Here is a 20,704-nt window from a genome sequence, read left to right on the forward strand (position 1 = left end):
ATGAGCAATCGGAAAGACGCGGTTTTTGGGCCCGGCCATGACAAGCGGCGCCGCCGAGCCTGCCGAAGGGGAACGCGGACCTCCCGCTGACTTCGTTCAACCCGCCGCTTATCTGAAGAAAGCGCGCATTGTTCGATTGCCTCCCCATTTCGGATTGGATATTGCTGCGGAGCGGCGACGTTCGAGGAGTCGGCGCCGGGGGCGTGAAATCGCCTGGAATAACCGGAAAGCGGGACCGGGAGCAAAGCGGGACGACCGGGGTGGCGAAGCTTTCACACAATGCGAAGCCGGCCTGATTTCCTGGCCCGGACAAGGAAGCGGCATGAAGTTCATTCCGTCCCAGTTGATGTACCTGCTGCAGGACCGCCGGGCCAGGCGCAACCTGCGCTCCCTGCTCAAGTTCGTCCTTGTGCTGGTCTTTTTCGTGGCCCTGTACAGCGTCCTGTTCCACGTCCTCATGGAGCGCGAAGGGCAGCAGTTCTCCTGGATGACCGGCTTGTATTGGACCCTGACGGTCATGTCCACGCTCGGCTTCGGCGACATCACCTTCACCAGCGACGTCGGCAGGCTCTTCTCCACCATCGTCCTGCTGACTGGCATCGTGTTCCTGCTGGTCATGCTGCCTTTCGCCTTCATCCAGTTCTTCTACGCCCCGTTCCTGGAGGCCCAGACCAAATCCAGGGCCCCCAGGGAGCTGCCGGAGCGGACTTCCGGACATCTGCTCATCATCGGAGCCGGGGCCGCGGCCCTGAGCCTGGCCATGCGGTTGCGCCGCTTCTCCTATGACTACTGCATCCTGGTGCCCGAGGTGGCCCAGGCCCTGGAACTGGTGGACCAGGGATTCCGGGTGGTGGTGGGGGAGTACGACGCCACCCAGACATACCAGCGGCTGCGCGCGCACCAGGCGGCCATGATCGTGGCCCTGAGCGACGACATCAAGAACACCCATGCCTCCTACACCATCCGGGAAGTCACCGGCACTGTGCCCATAGTGGCCAACGCCGACTCCGGGGACTCGGTGGATATTCTGCAGCTGGCCGGAGCGCAGCACACGTACCAGTTCATGCACATGCTCGGGCAGATGCTTGCCCGGCGCATCCTCGGCACGGGCACAAAGAGCAACGTCATCGGCAGTCTCGGGGATCTGCACATCGCGGAAGCCCCAGCCCGGGGAACCGCGCTGGCCGGTCGCTCCATCCAGGACAGCGGCCTGCGGGAATCCACCGGCATGAACGTGGTGGGCTTGTGGCAGCGCGGCCGGATGGTGCCGCCCCAGCTGGACACCGTCATCGATCCCAACGCCGCCCTGATTCTGGCCGGGACCACGGAACAGCTGGAGGCCTACGACGAACTTGTTGGCGAGTCCCCGCCGGTCTCGTCCCCGGTGCTGATCCTGGGCGGCGGCAGGGTGGGCCAGGCCGCGGCGGAAGTCCTGCGGCAACGGGACGTGGAGTACCGCATCGTGGAGAAGAACCCCAAACGGGTTCCGGACGCGGCCAACTGGGTGCCCGGCAACGCCTCGGACTACGACACCCTGGTGCGGGCGGGCATCAAGGAGGCGCCCTCGGTGTTCGTCACCACCCACAACGACGACCTGAACATCTACCTGACCATCTACTGCCGCCGCCTGCGGCCGGACATCCAGATCATCAGCCGCGCCACCCAGGACCGCAGCATCTCCGTGATGCACAAGGCCGGGGCCGACCTGGTCATGTCCTATTCCACCATTACCGCCAACACGGTCATCAATCTGCTCAGCCCGGGCAAGGTGCTGACCCTGACCGAGGGGCTGAACATCTTCAGGGTGAAGGCGCACAGCTCCCTGGCCGGAAAGGCCCTTATCAACAGCGGCATACGGGAGGATACCGGCTGCAGCGTCATCGGCATCGACCGCCAAGCCGGGTTGGAAATCAATCCCGATCCCGCCACGAAACTCAAGAGCGGGGACTCCCTGCTGGTCATCGGCGACGCGGAATCCGAGCGCCGGTTCATGGCCAGGTTTCCGGAATGATCCGCACCGCGGCGCGCGGCCATCGGGGCGTCATGTCTTGTCATTCCGGCCAAATGCCACTAAAGCGGCTGGAGATGACCGAATTCTTGCCAAGCACGGCGTTGTCCGCGCAGCCCGCTCCTGATCTTCCCCGGACGCTCGCGGCATCCGGCTCAATCACCCACGGCGCGCGCAACGTCCCCCGCGCACGCCGGCGCGGCGCGCTCCGGAAATGGACATGAAACAGACGCCCGGCATACGGAAAATAAGCCTCCTGGGGCGCGCCTTCGGCACCAAGCTGTGGAGCGCCTTCAAGGACCTGCTCCCCATCATCCTGGTCATCGCCTTCTTTCAGGGCGTGGTCATCCAGCAGCCGCTGCCGGACATGCTGGAAGCCCTGTTCGGCGGGTTTTTGGTGGTCCTCGGGCTCATGCTCTTCGTCCTGGGGCTGGAGATGGGCCTCTTTCCCATCGGCGAGAACATGGCCCACGCCCTGGCCCGCAAGGGCAGCCTCTTCTGGCTGCTCACCTTCGCCTTCGCCCTGGGCTTCTCCACCACGGTGGCGGAACCCGCCCTCATCGCCGTGGCCGCCGAGGCCGCCGAGATCGCCTCCACCGGAGGCCTCATCACTTCCGGCCAGCAGGCGATGGAGCAGTACGCCCTGGGGCTTCGCCTGTCCGTGGCCTTTTCCGTGGGGTTGGCCATCCTCATCGGCGTGCTCCGCATCCTCAAGGGCTGGCCCATCCACTACCTCATCATCGGCGGCTACGTGCTGGTCATGCTCATGACCCTGATCGCCCCCGAGCAAATCATCGGCATCGCCTACGACGCGGGCGGCGTGACCACCTCCACCGTGACCGTGCCCCTGGTGGCCGCGTTGGGCGTGGGCCTCGCCTCCATCATCAAAGGCCGCAGCCCCCTCTTGGACGGCTTCGGGCTCATCGCCTTCGCCTCGCTCCTGCCCATGATCTTCGTCATGGGCTACGGGGTGCTGGTGTTCAACTAGGACAGCGGGAACCACATGGAATTCCTTGCCAAGTTCGGATCCACCCTACTGTCCACGGTGCGGGACGTGCTGCCCATCATCGGGCTTATCGTCGGCTTTCAGTTGCTCATCCTGCGCCAGCCCATCCCCCATCTCAAAAGCCTCATCGTGGGCGGGATATACGTGGTGCTCGGCCTGGCCCTGTTCCTGGTGGGGCTGGAAAAGGCGCTCTTCCCGGTAGGCAAGATAATGGCCCTGCAGCTCTCCAGCCCGGACTTCCTGCTGGGCGGCGACCCGACCGCCTGGACCGCCTACGGCTGGGTGTACCTGTTCGCCTTCCTCATCGGCTTCTCCACCACCATCGCGGAGCCCTCCCTGCTGGCCGTGGCCCTCAAGGCCAACGAAGTCTCCGGCGGCGTCATCAGCCAGTGGGGCCTGCGCATCACGGTGGCCGCCGGGGTGGCCATCGGCATCTCCCTGGGGGCCTTCCGCATCGTCACCGGCACCCCGCTCTACATGTACATCCTCGCAGGATACATCATGGTCGTCATCCAGACCTTCCTCGCCCCGCGGAAGATCATCGCCCTGGCCTACGACTCGGGCGGCGTGACCACCTCCACGGTCACGGTCCCCCTTGTGGCCGCGCTGGGCCTGGGCCTGTCCGAGGCGGTGCCGGGCCGCGACCCGGCCCTGGACGGCTTCGGGCTCATCGCCTTCGCCAGCCTCTTTCCCATCATCACCGTCATGGGGTACGCCCAAATCGCCCACTGGATCGCCGCGCGGCCAACGCGGCGGAAACCCACCGGAGTGGAAAGCCGATGAAGTTCAAGATGATTTACGCGCCGGTCAAGCCGCACAAGACCGACCCCATCGTGGACGCCGCCAAGAAGGCGGGTGCCACCGGGGCCACCATCATCCAGGCCAGGGGGACGGGCATGCGGGAGGCCAAGACCTTCTTCGGCCTGACCCTGGAGGACCAGACCGACATCGTCATGTTCCTCCTGGAGGAGCACTTGGTGGACCCCGTTCTGGAGGCCATCAAGACCGCCGGGGAGTTCCACAAGCCGGGCACCGGCATCGCCTTCGTCATGCCGGTGGACAGGGTGGTCGGCCTGGAGAGCCAGATCGAGAAGTTCAAGGAAGAGGTCAGGGACAAGTACCTCTAGCAACGCAGTGAACAGGAGGAGCGGCAATGCCGATAGTCCGGGTACGCGACGTCATGATCGAGGAAGTCCTCAGCATCGAGGGGATGGCCACCGCCAAGGAAGCCGCGGCCATGATGCGCTCCAACCAGGTGTCCGAACTGCTGGTGGCCAAGCGCACCCCGGACGACGCCTGGGGAATCGTCACCGTGCAGGATCTGGCCAGGGAGGTCATCTCCCAGGGACAGAGGCCGGACGAGGTGTTCGTCTACGAGATCATGACCAAGCCGGTCGTCACCGTCCCGGCGGACATGGACATACGTTACGCCATCCGCCTGCTGCAGCACGTGGGCGTGCACCGCGCCCCGGCGGACGAGAAAGGAGAGATCGTGGGCATGATCACCCTGTCCAACCTGGTCCTGGGCAGCGACAACCTCTGGTAGGCGGAACCGCGCCGCCCCGGAACATCCCGCGAACGCCCGCCGGACGGGGCGTTCGCGGCCTAGGCCGTCCGCTCCTCGCCGATGGTCAGGCTGAAGGGGTCGGCGGGCATGGAGTTGAAGAGGTGGCCGTACTCGGCCACCGCGGCGTAGGGGTCCTGGCGGTAGGCGCGGGCGAACTCCATGTGCTCCTGGCCCGCCTCGATCATGCTGGTCAGGCAGGCCACCTTGCGGAAATCGTTGGACAGGTCCGGGTTGTCCTCGAAGAGTTGCTCGATCTTTTCCTTCTGCGGGTGGTCGCCCTTGACCACCACGGAGCCGTCCCGGGCCGTGGTCAGTTCCACGGGGGGCTTGGCGCGGATGCCGTTCTCGATGAACAGCGCGCCCACGTCGCCCCGGAAGGCCTCCTCCGTGCGCTCCAGCCCGGCCCGCAGGTCCTTGAGGGTGACGGACTTGCCCGGGGTGTGCTCCACCCCCAGCCCCTGGAAAAAGCTCGTCATGGACAGGGATTCCCTGGACAGGCTGACCGTATCCCCGCCCTGCCCGTTCGTCTGCTGCACCTTGGGCTTTTGGCTGGCTGAATTCGTGGCGCTGACGGCCTGGGCCGCGTAGCCGGACTCGATTGGATTGACCATGGCGCGCTCCCCTGCTGGCACACTCTTCCGGATGCGCCATCGGAAGCATGATACGTGCCAGGCGAAAGCGCGCCAGAGCCCGTCAGCCCTGGCTTTCGGTGTAGTCGAAGCCCAGCAGGGCGATGTCGTCCTGGGGCGGGGTGTCGCCGCCGAAGGCCAGCACGTCCCGCAGCATGGCGTTCATGGCCTCGGAGATGGGCCGGTCCGCGGTGCGCAAGGCGTCCGTGAACATGCGACCCTCGCCGTACTGCTCGCCTTCGTCGTCCGCCCGTTCCAGGATGCCGTCGGTGTAGAGGATCACACGGTCGCCCTGGCGCAGCCGCAGCCGCCGGTCGCTGAACGGCACATCCGCGCCGATGCCGATGGCCGGGCCCTCGGAATCCAGCGTGCGCACGCTCGTCTCGCCGCCCACCCTCCTGGCCAACACGGGCCACGGGTGTCCGGCGCTGCACCAGACCATCTCCCCCTGTTCCGTATCCACGATCATGTACAGCATGGTGAAATAGCTGCCGAACCGCTCGAAGGGATACTCCCGCTCCAGCATGGACATGACCCCGCTGGGCGGAAGCGGCTCGCCGCCGCCTCCCGGCTTGAACAGCATGCCCGTCTCGGGCCGCATCATCCTGGAGACGGAGACCGTGATCATGGCGGCGGAAACCCCGTGGCCGCAGACGTCGAGCATGTACATCCCCACCCGTTTCTCATCCAGGCGGGCCACGTGGAACAGGTCGCCGCCCACCCCGGCGCAGGGGCGGAAATTCCAGCCGAACCTGAGGCGGCGGGCGATGGGGCTGGCCGAAGGCAGCAGGCTCCGCTGAATCTCCGCCGCCGCCTCGATGTCCCGGTCAAGCTGCGCCTTGCTCTCCATCAGGTCCCGGCGGCTCTGCTCCAGCTCCGAGACATCGTACAGCACCACCAGTATCAGCCCGCTGCCGCGATGCTCCACACGCCTGGTGGAGTGCTCCAGAAACATGCGCCTGCGCGTGCCGCCGGACACGAACTCCCGCCGCAATCGCTTGCGGTCGGAAGGCACCCCGCAGCGCATGACGTCCAGCACAGAACCGCGCAAGCCGCACTCCTCGCACTGCGAGGTCTCGCCGCACTTCCCGCCCTCCAGCACCGCGTGGATGCAGCCCAGGGCATTGCCGCACTTCACCCCCTGAATGCTCTCCCACGTCACGTCGAACAAACGCAGCAAGGTCTGGTTGACCATGACCACGTTGAAGCCGTCGTCCATGAGCAGAACACCGGCATCCACGTTGTCCAGCACCGTGTTCAACAACTCGTTGGATTCGCAGACATCTTCGTACTGTTCGGACATGGCGGACACTCTTGGAGGTGGAGAATGAAGGAGGTTGGCCGGAGTAAAAGGATGGGGGGCGGAACGTGGCGACCTGGGGATTCCAGCCCAATCCGGCGTCCATGCATATCGCCAGCCAAACGGCCAGGGCGGGGGTGTACCGGCGTCTCGCCTCTCCCAAAGCGCCCATTCGCCGAGGCGCTCCCCTGCTTCACACCTGACGCGCGTTCACCCGCGAACACAAATGCAAAGTTACTTTGCCGCAGGGTCCTGGGGGCGCGCAGCCCCCTGGTCGCCCGCAGGGCGAAATCTTCCCGCCCATCAGGGCTGGCCCGGCCAGACCTGATGGGCGGTTTAACTTGCTTGTCCTACTTCTTCCCGACGCCTTCGGCGATGCGGTCGCCGATGGTCTTGTCGATGTTGCGCCAGTACTCCAGGGCGCGTTCGAGCACGGGTTCGGAGACGCCTTTGGAGAGGTGCCCCACCACGTTGGAGACGAGACGGTCGCGGGCGGCGTCGTCCATGACCTTGTTGACCAGGGCGTTGGCCTGGACGAAGTCGTCGTCGTCCTTGCGCTTGGTGTAGGCCGCGCGGACGAAGTCGCCGCTGGCTCCCCAGACGGCGTCCTCGGGGTAGCGCTGGCCATCGGCCGCGGGGCCGCCCTTGGAGTTGGGGGCGTAGACCGGGTCGGTGACGTTCTCCACGCGCATGGCTCCGTCCTTGGAGTAGCTGTGCACGGGGCACTTGGCCTTGTTCACCGGGATCTGCTTGTAGTTGACCCCCAGGCGGGCGCGGTGGGCGTCGGCGTAGGAGAAGAGGCGGGCCAGGAGCATCTTGTCCGGGCTGGGTCCGGTGCCGGGGACGAAGTTGTTGGGCTCGAAGGCCGCCTGCTCGATCTCGGTGTGGAAGTCGGTGGGGTTGCGGGTGAGGGTCAGCCGCCCGACCTCGTGCATGGGGTAGTCCTCATGCGGCCAGACCTTGGTCAGGTCGAAGGGGTTGAAGCGGTAGGATTCCGCCTCCTCGAAGGGCATGATCTGCACCTTGAGGGTCCAGCTGGGGTGGTCGCCTTTCTCGATGGAGTTGAAGAGGTCGCGGCGGTGGTAGTCGGCGTCCTCGCCCGCGATGCGGTCGGCCTCTTCCTGGGTCAGGCACTCGATGCCCTGGTCGGTCTTGAAGTGGTACTTGACCCAGAAGCGTTCGCCCTGGGCGTTGACCCACATGTAGGTGTGGCTGGAGTAGCCGTTCATGTGCCGCCAGGTCTTGGGGATGCCGCGGTCGCCCATGAGCCAGGTGACCTGGTGGGCGGATTCCGGGGAGAGGGTCCAGAAGTCCCACTGCATGTCGTGGTCGCGCAGGCCGTTGTCGGCGCGGCGTTTCTGGGAGCGGATGAAATGCTGGAACTTCATGGGGTCGCGCACGAAGAAGACCGGCGTGTTGTTGCCCACCATGTCGAAGTTGCCCTCGGTGGTGTAGAACTTGAGGGCGAAGCCGCGCGGGTCGCGCCAGGTGTCGGGGCTGCCGCGCTCGCCCGCCACGGTGGAGAAGCGGATGAGGGTGTCCGTCTTGGTGCCGGGCTGGAAGACCGCGGCCTTGGTGTAGGCGCTGACGTCCTGGGTGACCTCGAAGTGGCCGAAGGCCCCGGAGCCTTTGGCGTGCGGCTGGCGCTCGGGGATGCGCTCCCGGTTGAAGTTGGCCATCTGCTCGATGAGGTAGGCGTCCTGCAGCAGGATGGGCCCGTCCTGCCCCACGGTGAGGGAGAATTCGTCGCTGTTCACCGGAATGCCGGCATCGGTGGTGGTTGGTTTGCGGTTGTCGTTGCTCATGTGGTTCCTCCCGAAACGGGTGAAGTTGCGGGGCATGGCCCCTGATTGCGCGAGGCCTCCGCCCCGCCGCGTTCCGTGATCAGACTTCGGCTCGACCATCCCGGCGTACCGGCTACTAATCCTCGCTCGTCGTGATCATTGGATTTTTCACTCTTAGTTCAGGAAACTACCACGTTTTCAAAAATATGGTCAAACGAATAGCGTGAAATCCCGTGCCTGGTTTCGAGGTGATGAATCAATCGAGGAAAAGCAGATGCTTGCCGGTTGCAAGAGACCTTCCTTGCGCCATGGGGGAGGGCGTCAGGCATGGGCCGGTGAAAAGAATTACGGACGGGGCGAAACGGCCGGAACAGGCTGCCGGCCCGCTTTCCCTGGACCGCCGCAACCTGTGAGCGTAGAATGAACCAGGAATCCAGCACAAGGACGAGCCATGAGCAGCGAGAAGAACACCGGCCCGGAAACCTGGGACGGGGAGGCGGCTCCGGAAAACGGGGAGCAGCCTCCCGCAGAGGAACCCCGGGACGAGGCCGAAGGGTCTCCCGGGGAAGGCGCTGAAGGCGATCGGGACGAGGAAGTCCCTGCGGACAGCCACGCCAGCGAGGACGAACCGGACGAGCCGGCCCATCTGCTGGTGGGCGTGGGGGCCTCCGCCGGGGGCTGGAGGCGTTCTCGGCCCTGCTGGGCTCCCTGAAGAACAACGGCTGCTGCAGCCTGCTCCTCATCCAGCACCAGGCCAAGGAATCGGAGCGGGACATCCTCTCCTCCCTGGTGCAGAAGGAGACCGAGGTCCCGGTGGCCGTGGCCGAGGACGGCATGGCCGTGGAGCCCGGACGCATCTACGTCACCCCGCCGGGCAACTCGCTGACCGTCTATGACGGCAAAATGCTGCTGGAGCCGCCTGACGACCACACCTCCAGGGCCATCATCGACACTCTCTTCCGCAGCCTGGCGGAGGAGGCGGGCGGCAGGTCTGTGGCGGTCCTGCTGTCGGGTTCCAACGCCGACGGCACCCTGGGGGCGCGGGCCATCAAGGAGGCCAACGGCCTGGTCATCGCCCAGAACCCGGAAACCGCCCAGTTCCCCACCATGCCCCAGAGCGTCATCGACGAGGACCTGGCCGACCTGGTGCTGGAACCGGCGGCGATGGCCTCCCACATCATGGACTACGCCCGGCGGCTTCCGCTGGTCCCCTCTGGCGCGCAGCCCGGCAAAGAGACACTGCCGACCAGCGCGCGGGACAAGCTGCTCCTTTTGCTCAAGACCCAGACCGGCCACGACTTTTCCCTGTACAAGGAATCCACCATCAACCGCCGCATCCGCAGGCGGATGATCCTCCACCAGACCGGCCGGCCCAAGGACTACCTGGCCCATCTGCGGGACGACAAGGCCGAACTCCGCGCCCTGTTCAAGGACCTGCTCATCGGGGTGACCAACTTCTTCCGGGATCCTTCGGCCTTCGAGGCGCTCAAGGAGATACTGGTCAAGACGGCCCTGCCGGAGCTCGACCAAGCCCGTTACCGAGTCTGGATTCCAGGCTGCGCCACGGGCGAGGAGGCGTACTCCGTGGCCATCATCCTGCGCGAGGCCATGGATGAACTGGAACTGGACCTGCAAGTGGACATATACGCCACGGATCTCAACGAGGACGCCATAGCCCAGGCACGCCGGGGAATATTCCCGGCCACCATCGAGGCCGACGTTTCCGAAGAGAGGCTGCGGCGCTTTTTCTCGAAAAGCGAACGGAAATACCACATCAGGCAAAAAATCCGGGAGATGGTGGTCTTCGCCGAGCAGAACCTCATCGCCGACCCGCCTTTCTCCAACCTGGACATGGTCTGCTGCCGCAACCTGCTCATGTACCTCAAGCCCAAGGCGCAGAAGAAGGCCCTTTCCCAGTTCCGCTACGGGCTGCGGCAGGGCGGCCTGCTCATGCTGGGCACCTCGGAAAGCGTGGGCGACTTCTCCGCCGTCTTCGCCCCCCTGGACAATAAGTCCCGCATCTACCGCATCAAGCGGGGCAAGGCGTCGGTCCGGCTGGCCGAAACGCCTGAACTGCCCGAATACCGCCCCCGCACCCCTCAGACGCAAGCTCGGCGCGGAAACGCGGCCAGAGACGAGAATCGGGATTTCAAGCGGTCCGCGGAGCGTTTTCTTCTGGAGATCGCCGGTCCGGCGGTGCTGGTCAACCGCAACGGTGATGCCCTGTACTTCCACGGCCGCTCCGGGCGCTATCTGGAGCCAGCCCAGGGCGCGCCCCGGGCCAACGTGCTGGAGATGGCCCGCAAGGGGCTGTCCTACCCCCTTTCCTCCGCCCTGAGTTCTGCGGCCGCCCGAAGCGAGCCACAGACACGCACGGGGGTGCGGGTGCGGGACGCGGGCCTGGACGAACAGGGCCGCAGGCTGGCGGAGTTCATTGTGCGCGACACCGGCCGGGGCATCCCGAAGGACCGGCTGGAGCACGTCATGCAGCCCTTCGCCCAGGCCGAGGAGACCTACACCAAGAAGATCGCCGGAACCGGCCTGGGGCTGGCCATCGTCAAGCGGCTGGTGGAGCTCATGGACGGCGAGCTGCGCGTGGAAAGCGAGCAGGGCCAAGGCACCGAGGCCCGCTTTACCCTGCCCCTGGCCGAAGCGACCGGGGAACGGAGGCAGGACCCCGAAGAATCCCGGCTGGAGCCGAAGGAAAAGGTTCCCAGCCTGCGGCTGCTTCTGGTGGAGGACAACCGGGTCAACCAGCTGGCCGCCACCCGTTTTCTGGCCGAGGCCGGACACCACGTCACCGTGGCCGGAGACGGCCAACAGGCCCTGGATATGCTGGACGAGGACGGCTTCGACGCCGTGCTCATGGACGTTCAGATGCCGGAAATGGACGGCCTGGAAGCCACCCGCCGCATCCGCGACGGGGAGACCGGCGCGCCGCGCGACATCCCCATCATCGCCCTGACCGCCTACGTACGCGACGAGGAAGTGCAGCGCTTCCGCGACAACGGCATGGACGGCCACATCGCCAAGCCCTTCGTCTTCAGCGAACTCGACGCCGACATCCGCCGCGCGATCAGCGAAAAGAAGTCCGGCTAGCGGGAGGCCGTCACGCTGACCGCGTTGGGGTCCTCTCCCTCCCCGCGCAGCAGCTTGTCGCGCATGCGGACGTAGTGTTCGCCGCAGATGGCCAGCTCCACCGCCACGGGCAGGGAGCGGATGTTGGTTGTGAGGGTCTTGAGCAGCAGCTTCCAGTAGTGGGGGCTGGATTTGGAGAGCAGGCCGATGCGCAAAAGGCTCTTGAGGAAGGCCTGCACGTCCTCCCGGCGCATGTGGGTGCGGGCCGTGGGGGTGTAGGTCTTGAGGAAGGTGTGGATGCGGCGGTAGTACATGGGCCGGGAATAGATGCGCTCGATGATGCGCTTGTACCCGGAGATGAGCTTTTCCGGCTCCATCCTGGGAACGAAGTTCAGGAAGCCGTCCGTGTTCTGCCCCGTGGAATCCTCCAGGAGCCGGTCCTCCGCGCTGAGGCGCTTCCACAGCCTGGTGCGCGGCAGCACGTTGAGCAGCCCGACCATGGCCGTGACGATGCCCGCCTGCTGGATGAAGCGGATCTGGGCGTCGAAGGTCCGCTCCGTGTCGCTGTCGAAGCCCACGATGAATCCGCCCATGACCTGCATGCCGTTGGACTGGATGGTGCGCACGGCCTCGGCCAGGTCGCGCCCGGCGTTCTGGTGCTTGCCGCACTCCGCCAGGCTCTCCGCCTCCGGCGTCTCGATGCCCAGGAACACCTTGTGGAAGTTGGCCCGGCTCATGAGGGACATCAGCTCGTGGTCGTCGGCCAGGTTGGTGCTGGCCTCGGTCATGAACTGGAAGGGGAAGTCGCGCTCCCGCTGCCACTGGATGAGCCGGGGCAGCATGTTCTTCACCTCGGCGGTGTTGCCGATGAAGTTGTCGTCCACCACGAAGACCCCGCCGCGCCAGCCCGCCTCATAGAGGGACTCGAACTCGGCCATTATCTGTTCCGGCCGCTTGGTGCGCGGCCTGCGGCCGTTCATGGCCACGATGTCGCAGAACTCGCAGTTGAAGGGGCAGCCACGGGAGTACTGCACGGACATGGAGACGTAGTCGTCCATGTCGATGAGGCTCCAGTCCGGCACCGGAGTGGTGGAGATGTCCGGCCGTTCATCCGAGGAGTAGACGTGCTCGAGCCGCCCCTCCTCCAGGTCCTTGAGAAAGCGCGGCAGCGTCACCTCGGCCTCGTCCAGCACGAAGTGGTCCACCCCCGGCACCCGCGCCTTCTGGGTGGAGAACAGCGGTCCGCCCGCCACCACGGTCTTGCCCATGGCCTTGCAGCGCCCGACGATCTCCGCGGCCGAGTCGCGCTGCACGATCATGCCGCTGACGAACACCATGTCCGCCCAGCTGATCTGCTCGTCCGTGAGCTGGCGGGCGTTGACGTCCACCAGCCGGCGATTCCACTCCGGAGGCAGCATGGCGCTGACGGTAAGAAGCCCCAACGGCGGGAAAGCCGCCTTCTTGGAGACGTAGGGGAGAATGGTTCGGTAGCTCCAGAAGGTGTCCGGGTACCTGGGATAGACAAGCAGTACGTTCATACACTCCCCGCTGATTGGCCGCGGCGTGAAATCGTTTCCCGGCGGTGATTTCCGGCCGGATATTCACTCCCATCATACCAGGGAGCGGCTGAATGGCAATGCCTTGGCCGCGAGCGGCAAAACCCCTGCCAGAAAAGGGTTTCGGCGGTCCACAGCCGCCCCGCGCAATCGCTTCGCCGCTTGTCCGGACAACCCGCTAGGTCAACCGTCGCCGCAGCCACGTCGAATTGTAGGCACGATCTTTATCATCGACAACCGGAATGCGACTGGATACTATTTCAAATTCAAAATACCGCCATTCCGCAGCCGCTCCGCCTCTCCACGCGCTCCGGCAACGTCCTGGAGCGGGACGCCCGCCGGTATCCGGCAAGTATACGACGTCCAGGGACCGCCGGTTCGACACGCGGCCGGGAACACAGCGACCAACGGGGCATCCCGGCTTGGAGGGCCGCGACGCTCCGGACAACCACAGCAAGGGGGGAAGTACCATGCTGCGCTCCATCAAGACCAAGCTCATCGCCGGGCTGGTGGTCCTCATCTCGTTGATGATGGTGGCCATTCTCGTCCTGGCCGCATCCAATTTCAGGGAACAGTCCTACGAGTCCTTCAAGCGCTCCATAACCGGCGAGCTTTCCCAGGTGGAGAAGGCCATCTCCATCTTTCTGGAAGAAAGCCGCATGAACGCCGACATGCTGGCCAGCCTCCCCATGTCCCAGCGGCTGGACAGAGTGGCCACCAGCTTTGTGGACGCCGACGAGCCCCGCTCCGCAGAACCCGACTCCGGCGATTTCGTCGGGCGGCAGATCGTCAAGTCCTTCCGGGCCATGCAGGAATCCCACCCCTCGTATGTGGAAGTCTACCTCGGCAACGAGAACGGCGGCTTCATCAGCGCGCGCACGGACACCACCATGCCCCCGGGGTACGACCCCAGGGCGCGGCCCTGGTACAAGGAGGCCCTGCCCGTCACCGGCCGCGCCTCCATCTCCAAGGCCTACCGCTCCACCACCGGGCAGATCGTGGCCAGCGTCACCCGCACGGTGCTGCGCGACGGCGAGCCCATCGGCGTGGTCGGCATGGACATCTCCCTGGACAGGCTGACCGAGCTGGTCGGCTCCATCCAACTCGGCCAGTCCGGCTACGTGGTGCTGCTCCAGGACGACGGCGTCATCCTGGCCGACCCCAGGAACGAGGACGCCATCTTCAAGAACGTGGACGAACTGGAGGCCGGCTATCTGTCCGACCTCTTCGCCATGGGCTCCGGTTCCGCGCGGGTCACGGCCGACGGCACGGAGAAGCTCGGCGTGGTCGTCACCGCGCCGGACACGGGCTGGAAGCTCATCGGCCTGCTGGACATGGCCGAGATCAACCAGCCGGTGGAGCGGACCATCACCTACCTCTCCCTGGTCGGGCTCATCTCCCTGGCCGTCATCGCGGTGGTCATCTGGCTTTTCTCCAACCGGGTCATCATCCGGCCGCTCGGACGCATCACCAAGGCGCTGAACACCATTTCCGGCGGGGACTACGCCTACCGCGAAGAGCATACCCGCTCCGACGAGATCGGCGACATTCTGGACACCCTCAACGCCACCGCCTCCACCCTGGAGGAGAACGACAAGGAAATCCGCCGCAAGAGCCGCGAAGCCGAGGAGAAGGCGGCCGCCGCCGAGGAAGCCAAGGGCGAGGCGGAAGAGGCCCTGCGCCAGGCGCGCAAGGCCCGCAGCGAAGGCATGCTGCAGGCCGCGGACAAGCTGGAGAGCGTGGTCCACATCGTTGGCTCCGCTTCCGAGGAGCTGGCCGCCCAGATCGAGCAGTCCAGCCGGGGGGCCGAGAGCCAGGCCCAGCGCGTCACCGAGACGGCGACGGCCATGGAGGAGATGAACGCCTCCGTCCTGGAGGTGGCCCAGAACGCCTCCAAGGCGGCGGAAAGCGCGGACAACGCCCGCCAGAAGGCCCAGGAGGGCGAACGGATCGTGGAGCGGGTCATCGAGTCCATCGGGCAGATCAACCACCAGGCCCAGGGCATGAAGGACTCCCTGGGCGAACTGGGCGGCCAGGCCCAGGGCATCGGCCAGATCATGGAGGTCATCACCGACATCGCCGACCAGACCAACCTGCTGGCGCTCAACGCGGCCATCGAGGCCGCCCGCGCTGGCGAGGCGGGTCGCGGCTTCGCCGTGGTGGCCGACGAGGTGCGCAAGCTGGCCGAGAAGACCATGTCCGCCACCAAGGAGGTGGGGCAGGCGGTGGAGGCCATCCAGAGCGGCACCCGGACCAACATCGAGAGCATGGACCAGGCCGCCCGGGTGGTGGTCGAAACCAACGAGATGGCCTCCCAGGCGGGCGGCGCGCTGCGGGAGATCCTCGGCATCGTGGAGTCCACCGCCGACCAGGTCCGCTCCATCGCCACCGCCTCGGAGGAGCAGTCCGCCTCCAGCGAGGAGATCAACCGCTCCATGACCGAGGTGAACACCATCTCCGCGGAGACCTCCCAGGCCATGAACCAGGCGGCGGAGGCGGTCAGCTCGCTCTCCCAGCAGGCGCAGGAGCTGCGCACCCTCATCCAGGAACTGCAGGAGGAGGGGCAGGGCTAGCCTCACGCGCGCCCCCGGCCTCGGGGCCTGGACATCCCTCCGGGCTTGTGCTTTGTTCCCCGGCGCGGGGCCGATACGCGGCTCCGCGCCGGAACCACGTGGCCCGGGAGGTACGCGCGACATGCCCCCAGCAGCACCCAACCCCGCCGCCTCATGAGACGCGCAGGCCTCTCACGCAGGCTGCGCTTCGCCGCCTTTCTGCTGCTCTCGTTGCTGTGCCTGCTCCTGCTGGGCATGGGCGGGTTCATGCTGGTGGAGGACGTCTCGCCCGTGGAGGCCCTCTACCTGACCATCGGCACCCTGACCACGGTGGCCCCCTTCCACCTCACCGAAGGCGGGCGGGTCTTCGCGATCCTCCTCATCCTGTCCGGGTTCGGCCTGGTGGCGGCCACCGCCGCCTTCGTGGGCAACCTGTTCCTGGACGGGCAGGCCCTGGAACTGTACCGGAGGCGAAAGATGCGCAAGGAACTCGGGAAACACTCCGACCACTACGTCATCTGCGGGTTCGGGCAGATGGGGCAGATCGTCACCGCCGAACTGATGCGCAACGGCGTGTCCGTTGTGGTCATCGACACCGACGAGCAGGCGGTACTGCGCTGCCGCGAGTTGGGCGCGCCCGCCATCAGGCGCGACGCCATGGAGGAGGAGAGCCTGGCCGAGGCCGGGGTGGAGCGCGCCAGGGGCGTCATCTCGGTGGTCAACCGCGACGCGGACAACGTCTTTATCGTGGTCACGGCCCGCGCCCTGAACCCGGAGGTGTTCATCAGCGCCCGGGCCAGCAGCCGGGGCGTGGAGAAAAAACTCTACCTGGCCGGGGCAAACCACGTGGTCTCGCCCTACGCCAGCGCGGCCATGCGCATCACCCAGAACATCCTCCGCCCCACCATCACCGACTTCATGGAGCAGGCCGTTTCCGGCAGAGAGGTGGAACTCGAACTCGAGGAGCTGTGCATTCCGGAGAGCGCCCCCTTCGCGGGCAAGTCGCTCATGGAATCCAACATCCGCAACGACTTCGACCTGATCGTCGTGGCCATCAAGCGCGGCGATGGCAAACGGATCTACAACCCCGCCTCGCTGGAACCAATCCACGCCGGGGACACCCTCATCGCCATCGGCCCCCGGGCCAACATGGACCGCTTCCACAAGTCCCTGTACGGCAAGCCCAGGCCCGCCAGCAACGGCGGCCAGCCCATCCCCGGCTAACCTCCCCGGGCCTGCCGCCCTGATGCCGGGACCACTCGCCGGCGCGGCCCGGCCACGTCCAATCCGGTCCCCGCTTTCCATTCAACCAAAATACTTCACAAAAAAGATAATAATTGCATCCTCGCGGCAAAACCCTATTGTGCGCGTGCCGCCAGCCGGTATCCTCCCCTTTTTGCCTGAAATTACTTGGTCGCCCAAATCCCCAAACAGGTCATCCGAACGGGGAAACAGGTTTCCTCCCCGCCTATCGTTCACTCTACAGGCGCGGAAGCCGCCAAGCAGCGCATACCGCGCGGGGACGCACTCTCGGGTCCTTTTCAGTCAACCAATGGGATGTATGTTCAACTTTATGCCACGCTCGCCGATACAGACCCAGTTCGGGCAACGGCTCCGTTCGCTTCGGCTCGCCAGACACCTCACCCAGGGACAGCTCGCCGAGTCCGCCGGCATTTCCTGTGAATACGTGGGACGCATGGAGCGCGGTCTTGCCTCGCCCTCGCTGACCACCCTGGAAAAACTGGCGGGGGCTCTGGACGTCGGAGTCGACGCCCTGTTCCGTTTCTCCGGCGTGTACGGGCAGGCGGAGGAGTCCGCCGCGCCCGGCATGCATCTGCGGGAATGCCTGCAAGCCGTTTTCCACGATCTCAGGACGGGCATCTTCTGCAGCGACGAGTCCGGCAGGCTGCTGGCGGCCAACGCCCACCTGGCCCGGCTGCTGGGTGCGGAGAACAGCGGAGACCTGCTGCGCCGCGTGCGCAGCATCCCGGACCAGCTCTACCTGCGGCCGGAGCGGCGGCGTCGCATTCTGGAGGAACTGCCGGACACCGGGGAAATGATGCCCTGGGACGTGGACCTGCGGCGGCTGGACAACGAACTGCTCCCCGCCCGGCTCAGCATTGGCCGGTTCACCTTCAACAGCCAGCCCATCCTCTTCGGCTCCGTCCTGCCGCGCGAGCAGGCGGAGCGCTCCGCAGAACCGTCCGGGAATTCCGGGGACCTCACCCTGCTCAAGGAGGTCCACCACCGCATCAAGAACAACCTCAACATGCTGTCGTCCTACTTCCGCCTGCGCGCCATGGACAACGACAGCCTGTCCGCGCGGGAGGTCACCAGCCGGATCCAGGCCGTGGCCGACGCCCACGAAGCCATCTACCGGCACAGCCAATCCCGCCTGGCCGCGCCCGGCCCCTACCTGCGCAAGCTGCTCTCCTCTTTGGAGGAGTGCGTCGATTTCGGCTTCCCGGTCATTCTCGACCAGGAGTGCTATAAGGAAGAGCTTACCTCCAAGCACCTCTGCCTCATCGGCATGTTCGTCACCGAGGTCCTGCTCAACGCGGCCAAGCACGCCTTCCCCGACGGCGTGCAGGACCACAACTGGGTGGCGGTGGCCTGCGCCAAGGAGAACGGCGGCTACCGCCTCTCCGTGGAGGACAACGGCGTGGGCCTGCCCGAAGAGGCCCTCTGGGAACACGACGACAGCCTGGGCGGCAGCATCCTCCACGGCCTGGCCCGCCAGCTTCGCGGCACCATCCACGCCACCCACGGCTCCGGCACCCGCGTGGAACTGCGGTTTCCAGCGCCGGGAAACTGATCTCCACTCTCTTCATTTACACCTCATCCCTGGCAGGCGAGCTGGCGACCGGGTCTCCCGTTACGGAGAGTCATGCCCGTGAGCTCCGCCTTCCGCCCCATCCGCGCAAACACGAAAAGGCCCGGCCGCTCACGCCGCGGCCGGGCCTTTCGCGCCCCTTCGTCCCCCTTTCCGGCTAGGGGGCCGCGCCGCAGGCTGTCGCGGCGGTGTCCCCCGAGGACTCGCCACCCCCCGCTGGCAGCCCACTGTCCGCATTGTCCGCGCTCTTGGGGGACACGCGGCCCATCCCGGACCGCAAGCCGTCCATGACCCCGGCCATCAAATTCTCAAGCTGCACGGCGCGACCCCATACCTTTCCTTCGGACCCGGGGCGGCGGCTTTACCCTTTGACCCTCCCGGCGCGCCGGAGTACACCCCCTCGCCATGCCCGAACCCGTCATCCATCCGGTCGGCCCGGCCGACCATAACGACCTGCTGGAGCTGAACCAGGCCAACGTGCCCGCCCTGGGCAAGCTGGACCCCGCCTTCCTTGCCGCCCTGCTTGAGCATTGCGCCCTGGCCCTGGCCGCCCGCTCGCCGGACGGGGCCCTGGCGGGGATGCTGCTGGCCCTGGAGCAGGGCAGCGACTACCAAAGCCCCAATTACCGCTACTTCGCGGCCAACCACTCCGCCTTCCTCTACATCGACCGCGTGGCCGTGGCCTCGGCGGCGCGGGCCTGGGCCTGGGGCGCGGCCTGTACCGGGCCGCCGAGGAGCACGCCAGTGCGCGCCGCCTTCGCCTGCTCTGCTGCGAGGTCAACGTGCGCCCGCCAAACCCCGGCTCCATGGCCTTCCACCAGCGGCTGGGCTTCGCCGAGGTCGGCCGCCAGCCAACGGAAAACGGGAACAAGGAAGTGGCCCTCCTGGAAAAACGCTTCCGCCCGTGAACATCCCGCCCCTCCCAGCCAGCCGCCCTCCGGCCCCCCTTCTTGTCAAAACCCCCTCGCGGCGGTACTTTCCGGATACCGTGAGGAAAGCGCACCGACCCACTTCGGACTTGTGAGGAACGGCCTGGACACCTATGAACTCCTCCTGGTGGAGGACAACCCGGACGACGTCGAACTGATCCGCGACACCCTGGAGCAGGGCCTCGACGCGCCCTTCACCCTGCGCGAGGCCACCAGCGCCAGGCAGGCGATGGAGGAACTGGAGCGGACCCCGGCCGACCTGTGCCTGGTGGACAACCGCCTGGGCGAAAGCTCCGGCGTGGACTTGTTGCGGCACTTGCGCCAGTTGGAGCACCCCCCGGCGGCCATTCTGCTGACCGGATTCGGCTCCGAGGACGTGGCCGTTTCCGCCCTGCGCCACGGCGCTGACGACTACCTCATCAAGCAGGACCTGTCTCCGGAGCCCCTGGGGCGGGCCGTGCGCCTGGCGGTGCAACGACGCCGGGCCGAGGTACGCCGCGACGAGATGGAGCGGGAGCTGCGGGAGAGCCGCGAGTTCTACGACGACCTTCTGAGCAACGCCATCGACGGCATCGTGGTGGTGGACGAGGAAGGCACGCTGCATTTCATCAGCCAGGGCTTCCGCAGGATGGTCGGCCTGGATGACGCTTCCCCGCCCGCCACCACGCGGGAATTGGCCGAGTTGCTGCTGCCTTCGCGCAAGGAGCGCGAGACCTTTCTCAAGGACCTGCGCCAGCGCGTCCTGCCCAACCTCCCGGCCAAGCGCGTCTACGCCTTCGATCCGCCCGGACGCGGCAAGCAGTGGATCACCGCCCGCTTCTCCGCCATGCGCAACGGCCAGGTGGTGGTCAACCTGCACGACGTCACGGAGATCACCCTGGCCAAGCAGCAGCTGGAACAGCAGGCACTGCACGACAACCTCACCGGACTGCCCAACCGCCGCCTGCTGCAGGACCGGTTGCAGCAGGCCCTGGCCGCGGCCGGACGGAGCAACGGCCTGGTGGCCGTGCTGTATGTGGACCTGGACGGGTTCAAGGAAATCAACGACCGCCACGGCCACGACGCCGGGGACGAGGTGCTGCGGGAAACCGCCCGCCGCATGCGCTCCTGCCTGCGCGACGCGGATACCATCTCCCGCCTGGGCGGGGACGAGTTCGTGGCGGTGCTGGGCGAGCTCGGCTCCCGCCAGGACGCCGCCACCCTGGCCGAACGCCTCCACGTGGCCCTGACCGGAGACGACCCCATCTCCACCGACGGGCACCTTCTTCAGGTTGACTGCTCCATCGGCGTCAGCCTCTACCCCCGGGACAGCGAAACACCCTCCACCCTCATCCGCCTGGCGGACAAGGCCATGTACCGCGCCAAGCGGGAGCCGGACCGCTACTTCGCCTTCGCGGACGAGGGCGACTGAAAAACGGCATCCCCGGCGGCCGCCGTCCCTCCCGGTCCGTCTGTCCCGCTT

15 protein-coding genes are annotated in these 20,704 nt (G+C 66.3%); 11 read left to right on the forward strand and 4 right to left on the reverse strand.

What is annotated here, in order from left to right:
- Positions 1-322 precede the first annotated feature (322 nt).
- From N911_RS0108025 to N911_RS0108045, 5 genes are all read left to right on the forward strand, one after another.
- Positions 323-2,011 carry a potassium channel family protein gene (locus N911_RS0108025; protein WP_029896031.1) on the forward strand — a complete coding sequence of 563 codons (1,689 nt, stop codon included), beginning with the start codon at positions 323-325 and terminating at the stop codon, positions 2,009-2,011.
- A 217-nt stretch (positions 2,012-2,228) separates the two neighbouring features.
- On the forward strand, positions 2,229-2,996 hold the full coding sequence (locus N911_RS0108030; protein ID WP_051694089.1) for a DUF1538 domain-containing protein: 768 nt from the start codon (positions 2,229-2,231) through the stop codon (positions 2,994-2,996).
- A gap of 15 nt (positions 2,997-3,011) precedes the next feature.
- Entirely contained in the window at positions 3,012-3,797 is a 786-nt protein-coding gene (locus N911_RS0108035; RefSeq protein ID WP_029896035.1) for a DUF1538 domain-containing protein, read from the forward strand.
- Complete coding sequence (locus N911_RS0108040; protein ID WP_029896037.1) at positions 3,794-4,141, forward strand: P-II family nitrogen regulator; 348 nt, start codon at positions 3,794-3,796, stop codon at positions 4,139-4,141. The genes N911_RS0108035 and N911_RS0108040 overlap by 4 nt, the downstream gene beginning before the upstream one ends.
- A 26-nt stretch (positions 4,142-4,167) precedes the next feature.
- Entirely contained in the window at positions 4,168-4,560 is a 393-nt protein-coding gene (locus N911_RS0108045) for a CBS domain-containing protein (protein ID WP_029896041.1), read from the forward strand.
- Positions 4,561-4,619: 59 nt separating this feature from the next.
- On the opposite strand, the gene N911_RS17485 is transcribed toward N911_RS0108045, so the two are convergent.
- The 3 genes from N911_RS17485 to N911_RS0108060 all read right to left on the reverse strand — a co-directional run bounded on the left by N911_RS17485 (position 4,620) and on the right by N911_RS0108060 (position 8,315).
- Positions 4,620-5,192: a hypothetical protein gene (locus N911_RS17485; RefSeq protein ID WP_029896042.1), complete on the reverse strand. Its 573-nt coding sequence runs from the start codon at positions 5,190-5,192 to the stop codon at positions 4,620-4,622.
- Between the two features lie 82 nt (positions 5,193-5,274).
- Entirely contained in the window at positions 5,275-6,513 is a 1,239-nt protein-coding gene (locus tag N911_RS0108055; RefSeq protein WP_029896043.1) for a SpoIIE family protein phosphatase, read from the reverse strand.
- 347 nt (positions 6,514-6,860) lie between these two features.
- Complete coding sequence (locus tag N911_RS0108060) at positions 6,861-8,315, reverse strand: catalase (protein ID WP_029896046.1); 1,455 nt, start codon at positions 8,313-8,315, stop codon at positions 6,861-6,863.
- Between the two features lie 430 nt (positions 8,316-8,745).
- Here N911_RS0108060 and N911_RS17490 point away from each other — a divergent pair, with 430 nt between their 5' ends.
- Together N911_RS17490 and N911_RS16765 are read left to right on the forward strand one after the other, a co-directional pair.
- A complete protein-coding gene (locus N911_RS17490; protein ID WP_051694091.1) occupies positions 8,746-9,006 on the forward strand; it encodes a hypothetical protein in 261 nt (86 codons plus the stop codon).
- Between the two features lie 20 nt (positions 9,007-9,026).
- The gene (locus tag N911_RS16765; protein WP_237559968.1) at positions 9,027-11,393 is read left to right on the forward strand and encodes a CheR family methyltransferase; all 2,367 of its coding nucleotides are present in this window, start codon (positions 9,027-9,029) and stop codon (positions 11,391-11,393) included.
- On the opposite strand, the gene N911_RS0108070 is transcribed toward N911_RS16765, so the two are convergent.
- Positions 11,390-12,910: a B12-binding domain-containing radical SAM protein gene (locus N911_RS0108070; RefSeq protein WP_029896047.1), complete on the reverse strand. Its 1,521-nt coding sequence runs from the start codon at positions 12,908-12,910 to the stop codon at positions 11,390-11,392. The genes N911_RS16765 and N911_RS0108070 overlap by 4 nt on opposite strands.
- 488 nt (positions 12,911-13,398) lie before the next feature.
- On the opposite strand from N911_RS0108070, the gene N911_RS0108075 reads away from it, so the two are divergent.
- The 4 genes from N911_RS0108075 (at position 13,399) to N911_RS16770 (ending at position 20,653) form a co-directional block, all read left to right on the forward strand.
- Positions 13,399-15,501 (forward strand): methyl-accepting chemotaxis protein, encoded by a 2,103-nt coding sequence (locus tag N911_RS0108075; RefSeq protein ID WP_029896049.1) that lies wholly within the window; start codon positions 13,399-13,401, stop codon positions 15,499-15,501.
- A 153-nt stretch (positions 15,502-15,654) separates the two neighbouring features.
- Positions 15,655-16,704, forward strand: coding sequence for a potassium channel family protein (locus tag N911_RS0108080; RefSeq protein WP_051694095.1), 1,050 nt, complete (start codon positions 15,655-15,657; stop codon positions 16,702-16,704).
- A 349-nt stretch (positions 16,705-17,053) separates the two neighbouring features.
- The gene (locus tag N911_RS0108085) at positions 17,054-18,295 is read left to right on the forward strand and encodes a helix-turn-helix domain-containing protein (protein WP_161781612.1); all 1,242 of its coding nucleotides are present in this window, start codon (positions 17,054-17,056) and stop codon (positions 18,293-18,295) included.
- Positions 18,296-18,718: 423 nt separating this feature from the next.
- On the forward strand, positions 18,719-20,653 hold the full coding sequence (locus tag N911_RS16770) for a diguanylate cyclase domain-containing protein (RefSeq protein ID WP_035104548.1): 1,935 nt from the start codon (positions 18,719-18,721) through the stop codon (positions 20,651-20,653).
- Positions 20,654-20,704 lie beyond the last annotated feature (51 nt).

This window comes from Desulfohalovibrio reitneri (assembly GCF_000711295.1).
Lineage (GTDB): Bacteria > Desulfobacterota > Desulfovibrionia > Desulfovibrionales > Desulfovibrionaceae > Desulfohalovibrio > Desulfohalovibrio reitneri.

What these genes read in the sequence shown, in the direction of transcription:
- N911_RS0108025 (WP_029896031.1), top strand. Translation starts at nt 323, where the DNA reads ATGAAGTTCATTCCGTCCCAGTTGATGTACCTGCTGCAGGACCGCCGG.
- N911_RS0108030 (WP_051694089.1), top strand. Translation starts at nt 2,229, where the DNA reads ATGAAACAGACGCCCGGCATACGGAAAATAAGCCTCCTGGGGCGCGCC.
- N911_RS0108035 (WP_029896035.1), top strand. Translation starts at nt 3,012, where the DNA reads ATGGAATTCCTTGCCAAGTTCGGATCCACCCTACTGTCCACGGTGCGG.
- N911_RS0108040 (WP_029896037.1), top strand. Translation starts at nt 3,794, where the DNA reads ATGAAGTTCAAGATGATTTACGCGCCGGTCAAGCCGCACAAGACCGAC.
- N911_RS0108045 (WP_029896041.1), top strand. Translation starts at nt 4,168, where the DNA reads ATGCCGATAGTCCGGGTACGCGACGTCATGATCGAGGAAGTCCTCAGC.
- N911_RS17485 (WP_029896042.1), bottom strand. Translation starts at nt 5,192, where the DNA reads ATGGTCAATCCAATCGAGTCCGGCTACGCGGCCCAGGCCGTCAGCGCC.
- N911_RS0108055 (WP_029896043.1), bottom strand. Translation starts at nt 6,513, where the DNA reads ATGTCCGAACAGTACGAAGATGTCTGCGAATCCAACGAGTTGTTGAAC.
- N911_RS0108060 (WP_029896046.1), bottom strand. Translation starts at nt 8,315, where the DNA reads ATGAGCAACGACAACCGCAAACCAACCACCACCGATGCCGGCATTCCG.
- N911_RS17490 (WP_051694091.1), top strand. Translation starts at nt 8,746, where the DNA reads ATGAGCAGCGAGAAGAACACCGGCCCGGAAACCTGGGACGGGGAGGCG.
- N911_RS0108070 (WP_029896047.1), bottom strand. Translation starts at nt 12,910, where the DNA reads ATGAACGTACTGCTTGTCTATCCCAGGTACCCGGACACCTTCTGGAGC.
- N911_RS0108075 (WP_029896049.1), top strand. Translation starts at nt 13,399, where the DNA reads ATGCTGCGCTCCATCAAGACCAAGCTCATCGCCGGGCTGGTGGTCCTC.
- N911_RS0108080 (WP_051694095.1), top strand. Translation starts at nt 15,655, where the DNA reads ATGAGACGCGCAGGCCTCTCACGCAGGCTGCGCTTCGCCGCCTTTCTG.
- N911_RS0108085 (WP_161781612.1), top strand. Translation starts at nt 17,054, where the DNA reads ATGCCACGCTCGCCGATACAGACCCAGTTCGGGCAACGGCTCCGTTCG.
- N911_RS16770 (WP_035104548.1), top strand. Translation starts at nt 18,719, where the DNA reads ATGCCCGAACCCGTCATCCATCCGGTCGGCCCGGCCGACCATAACGAC.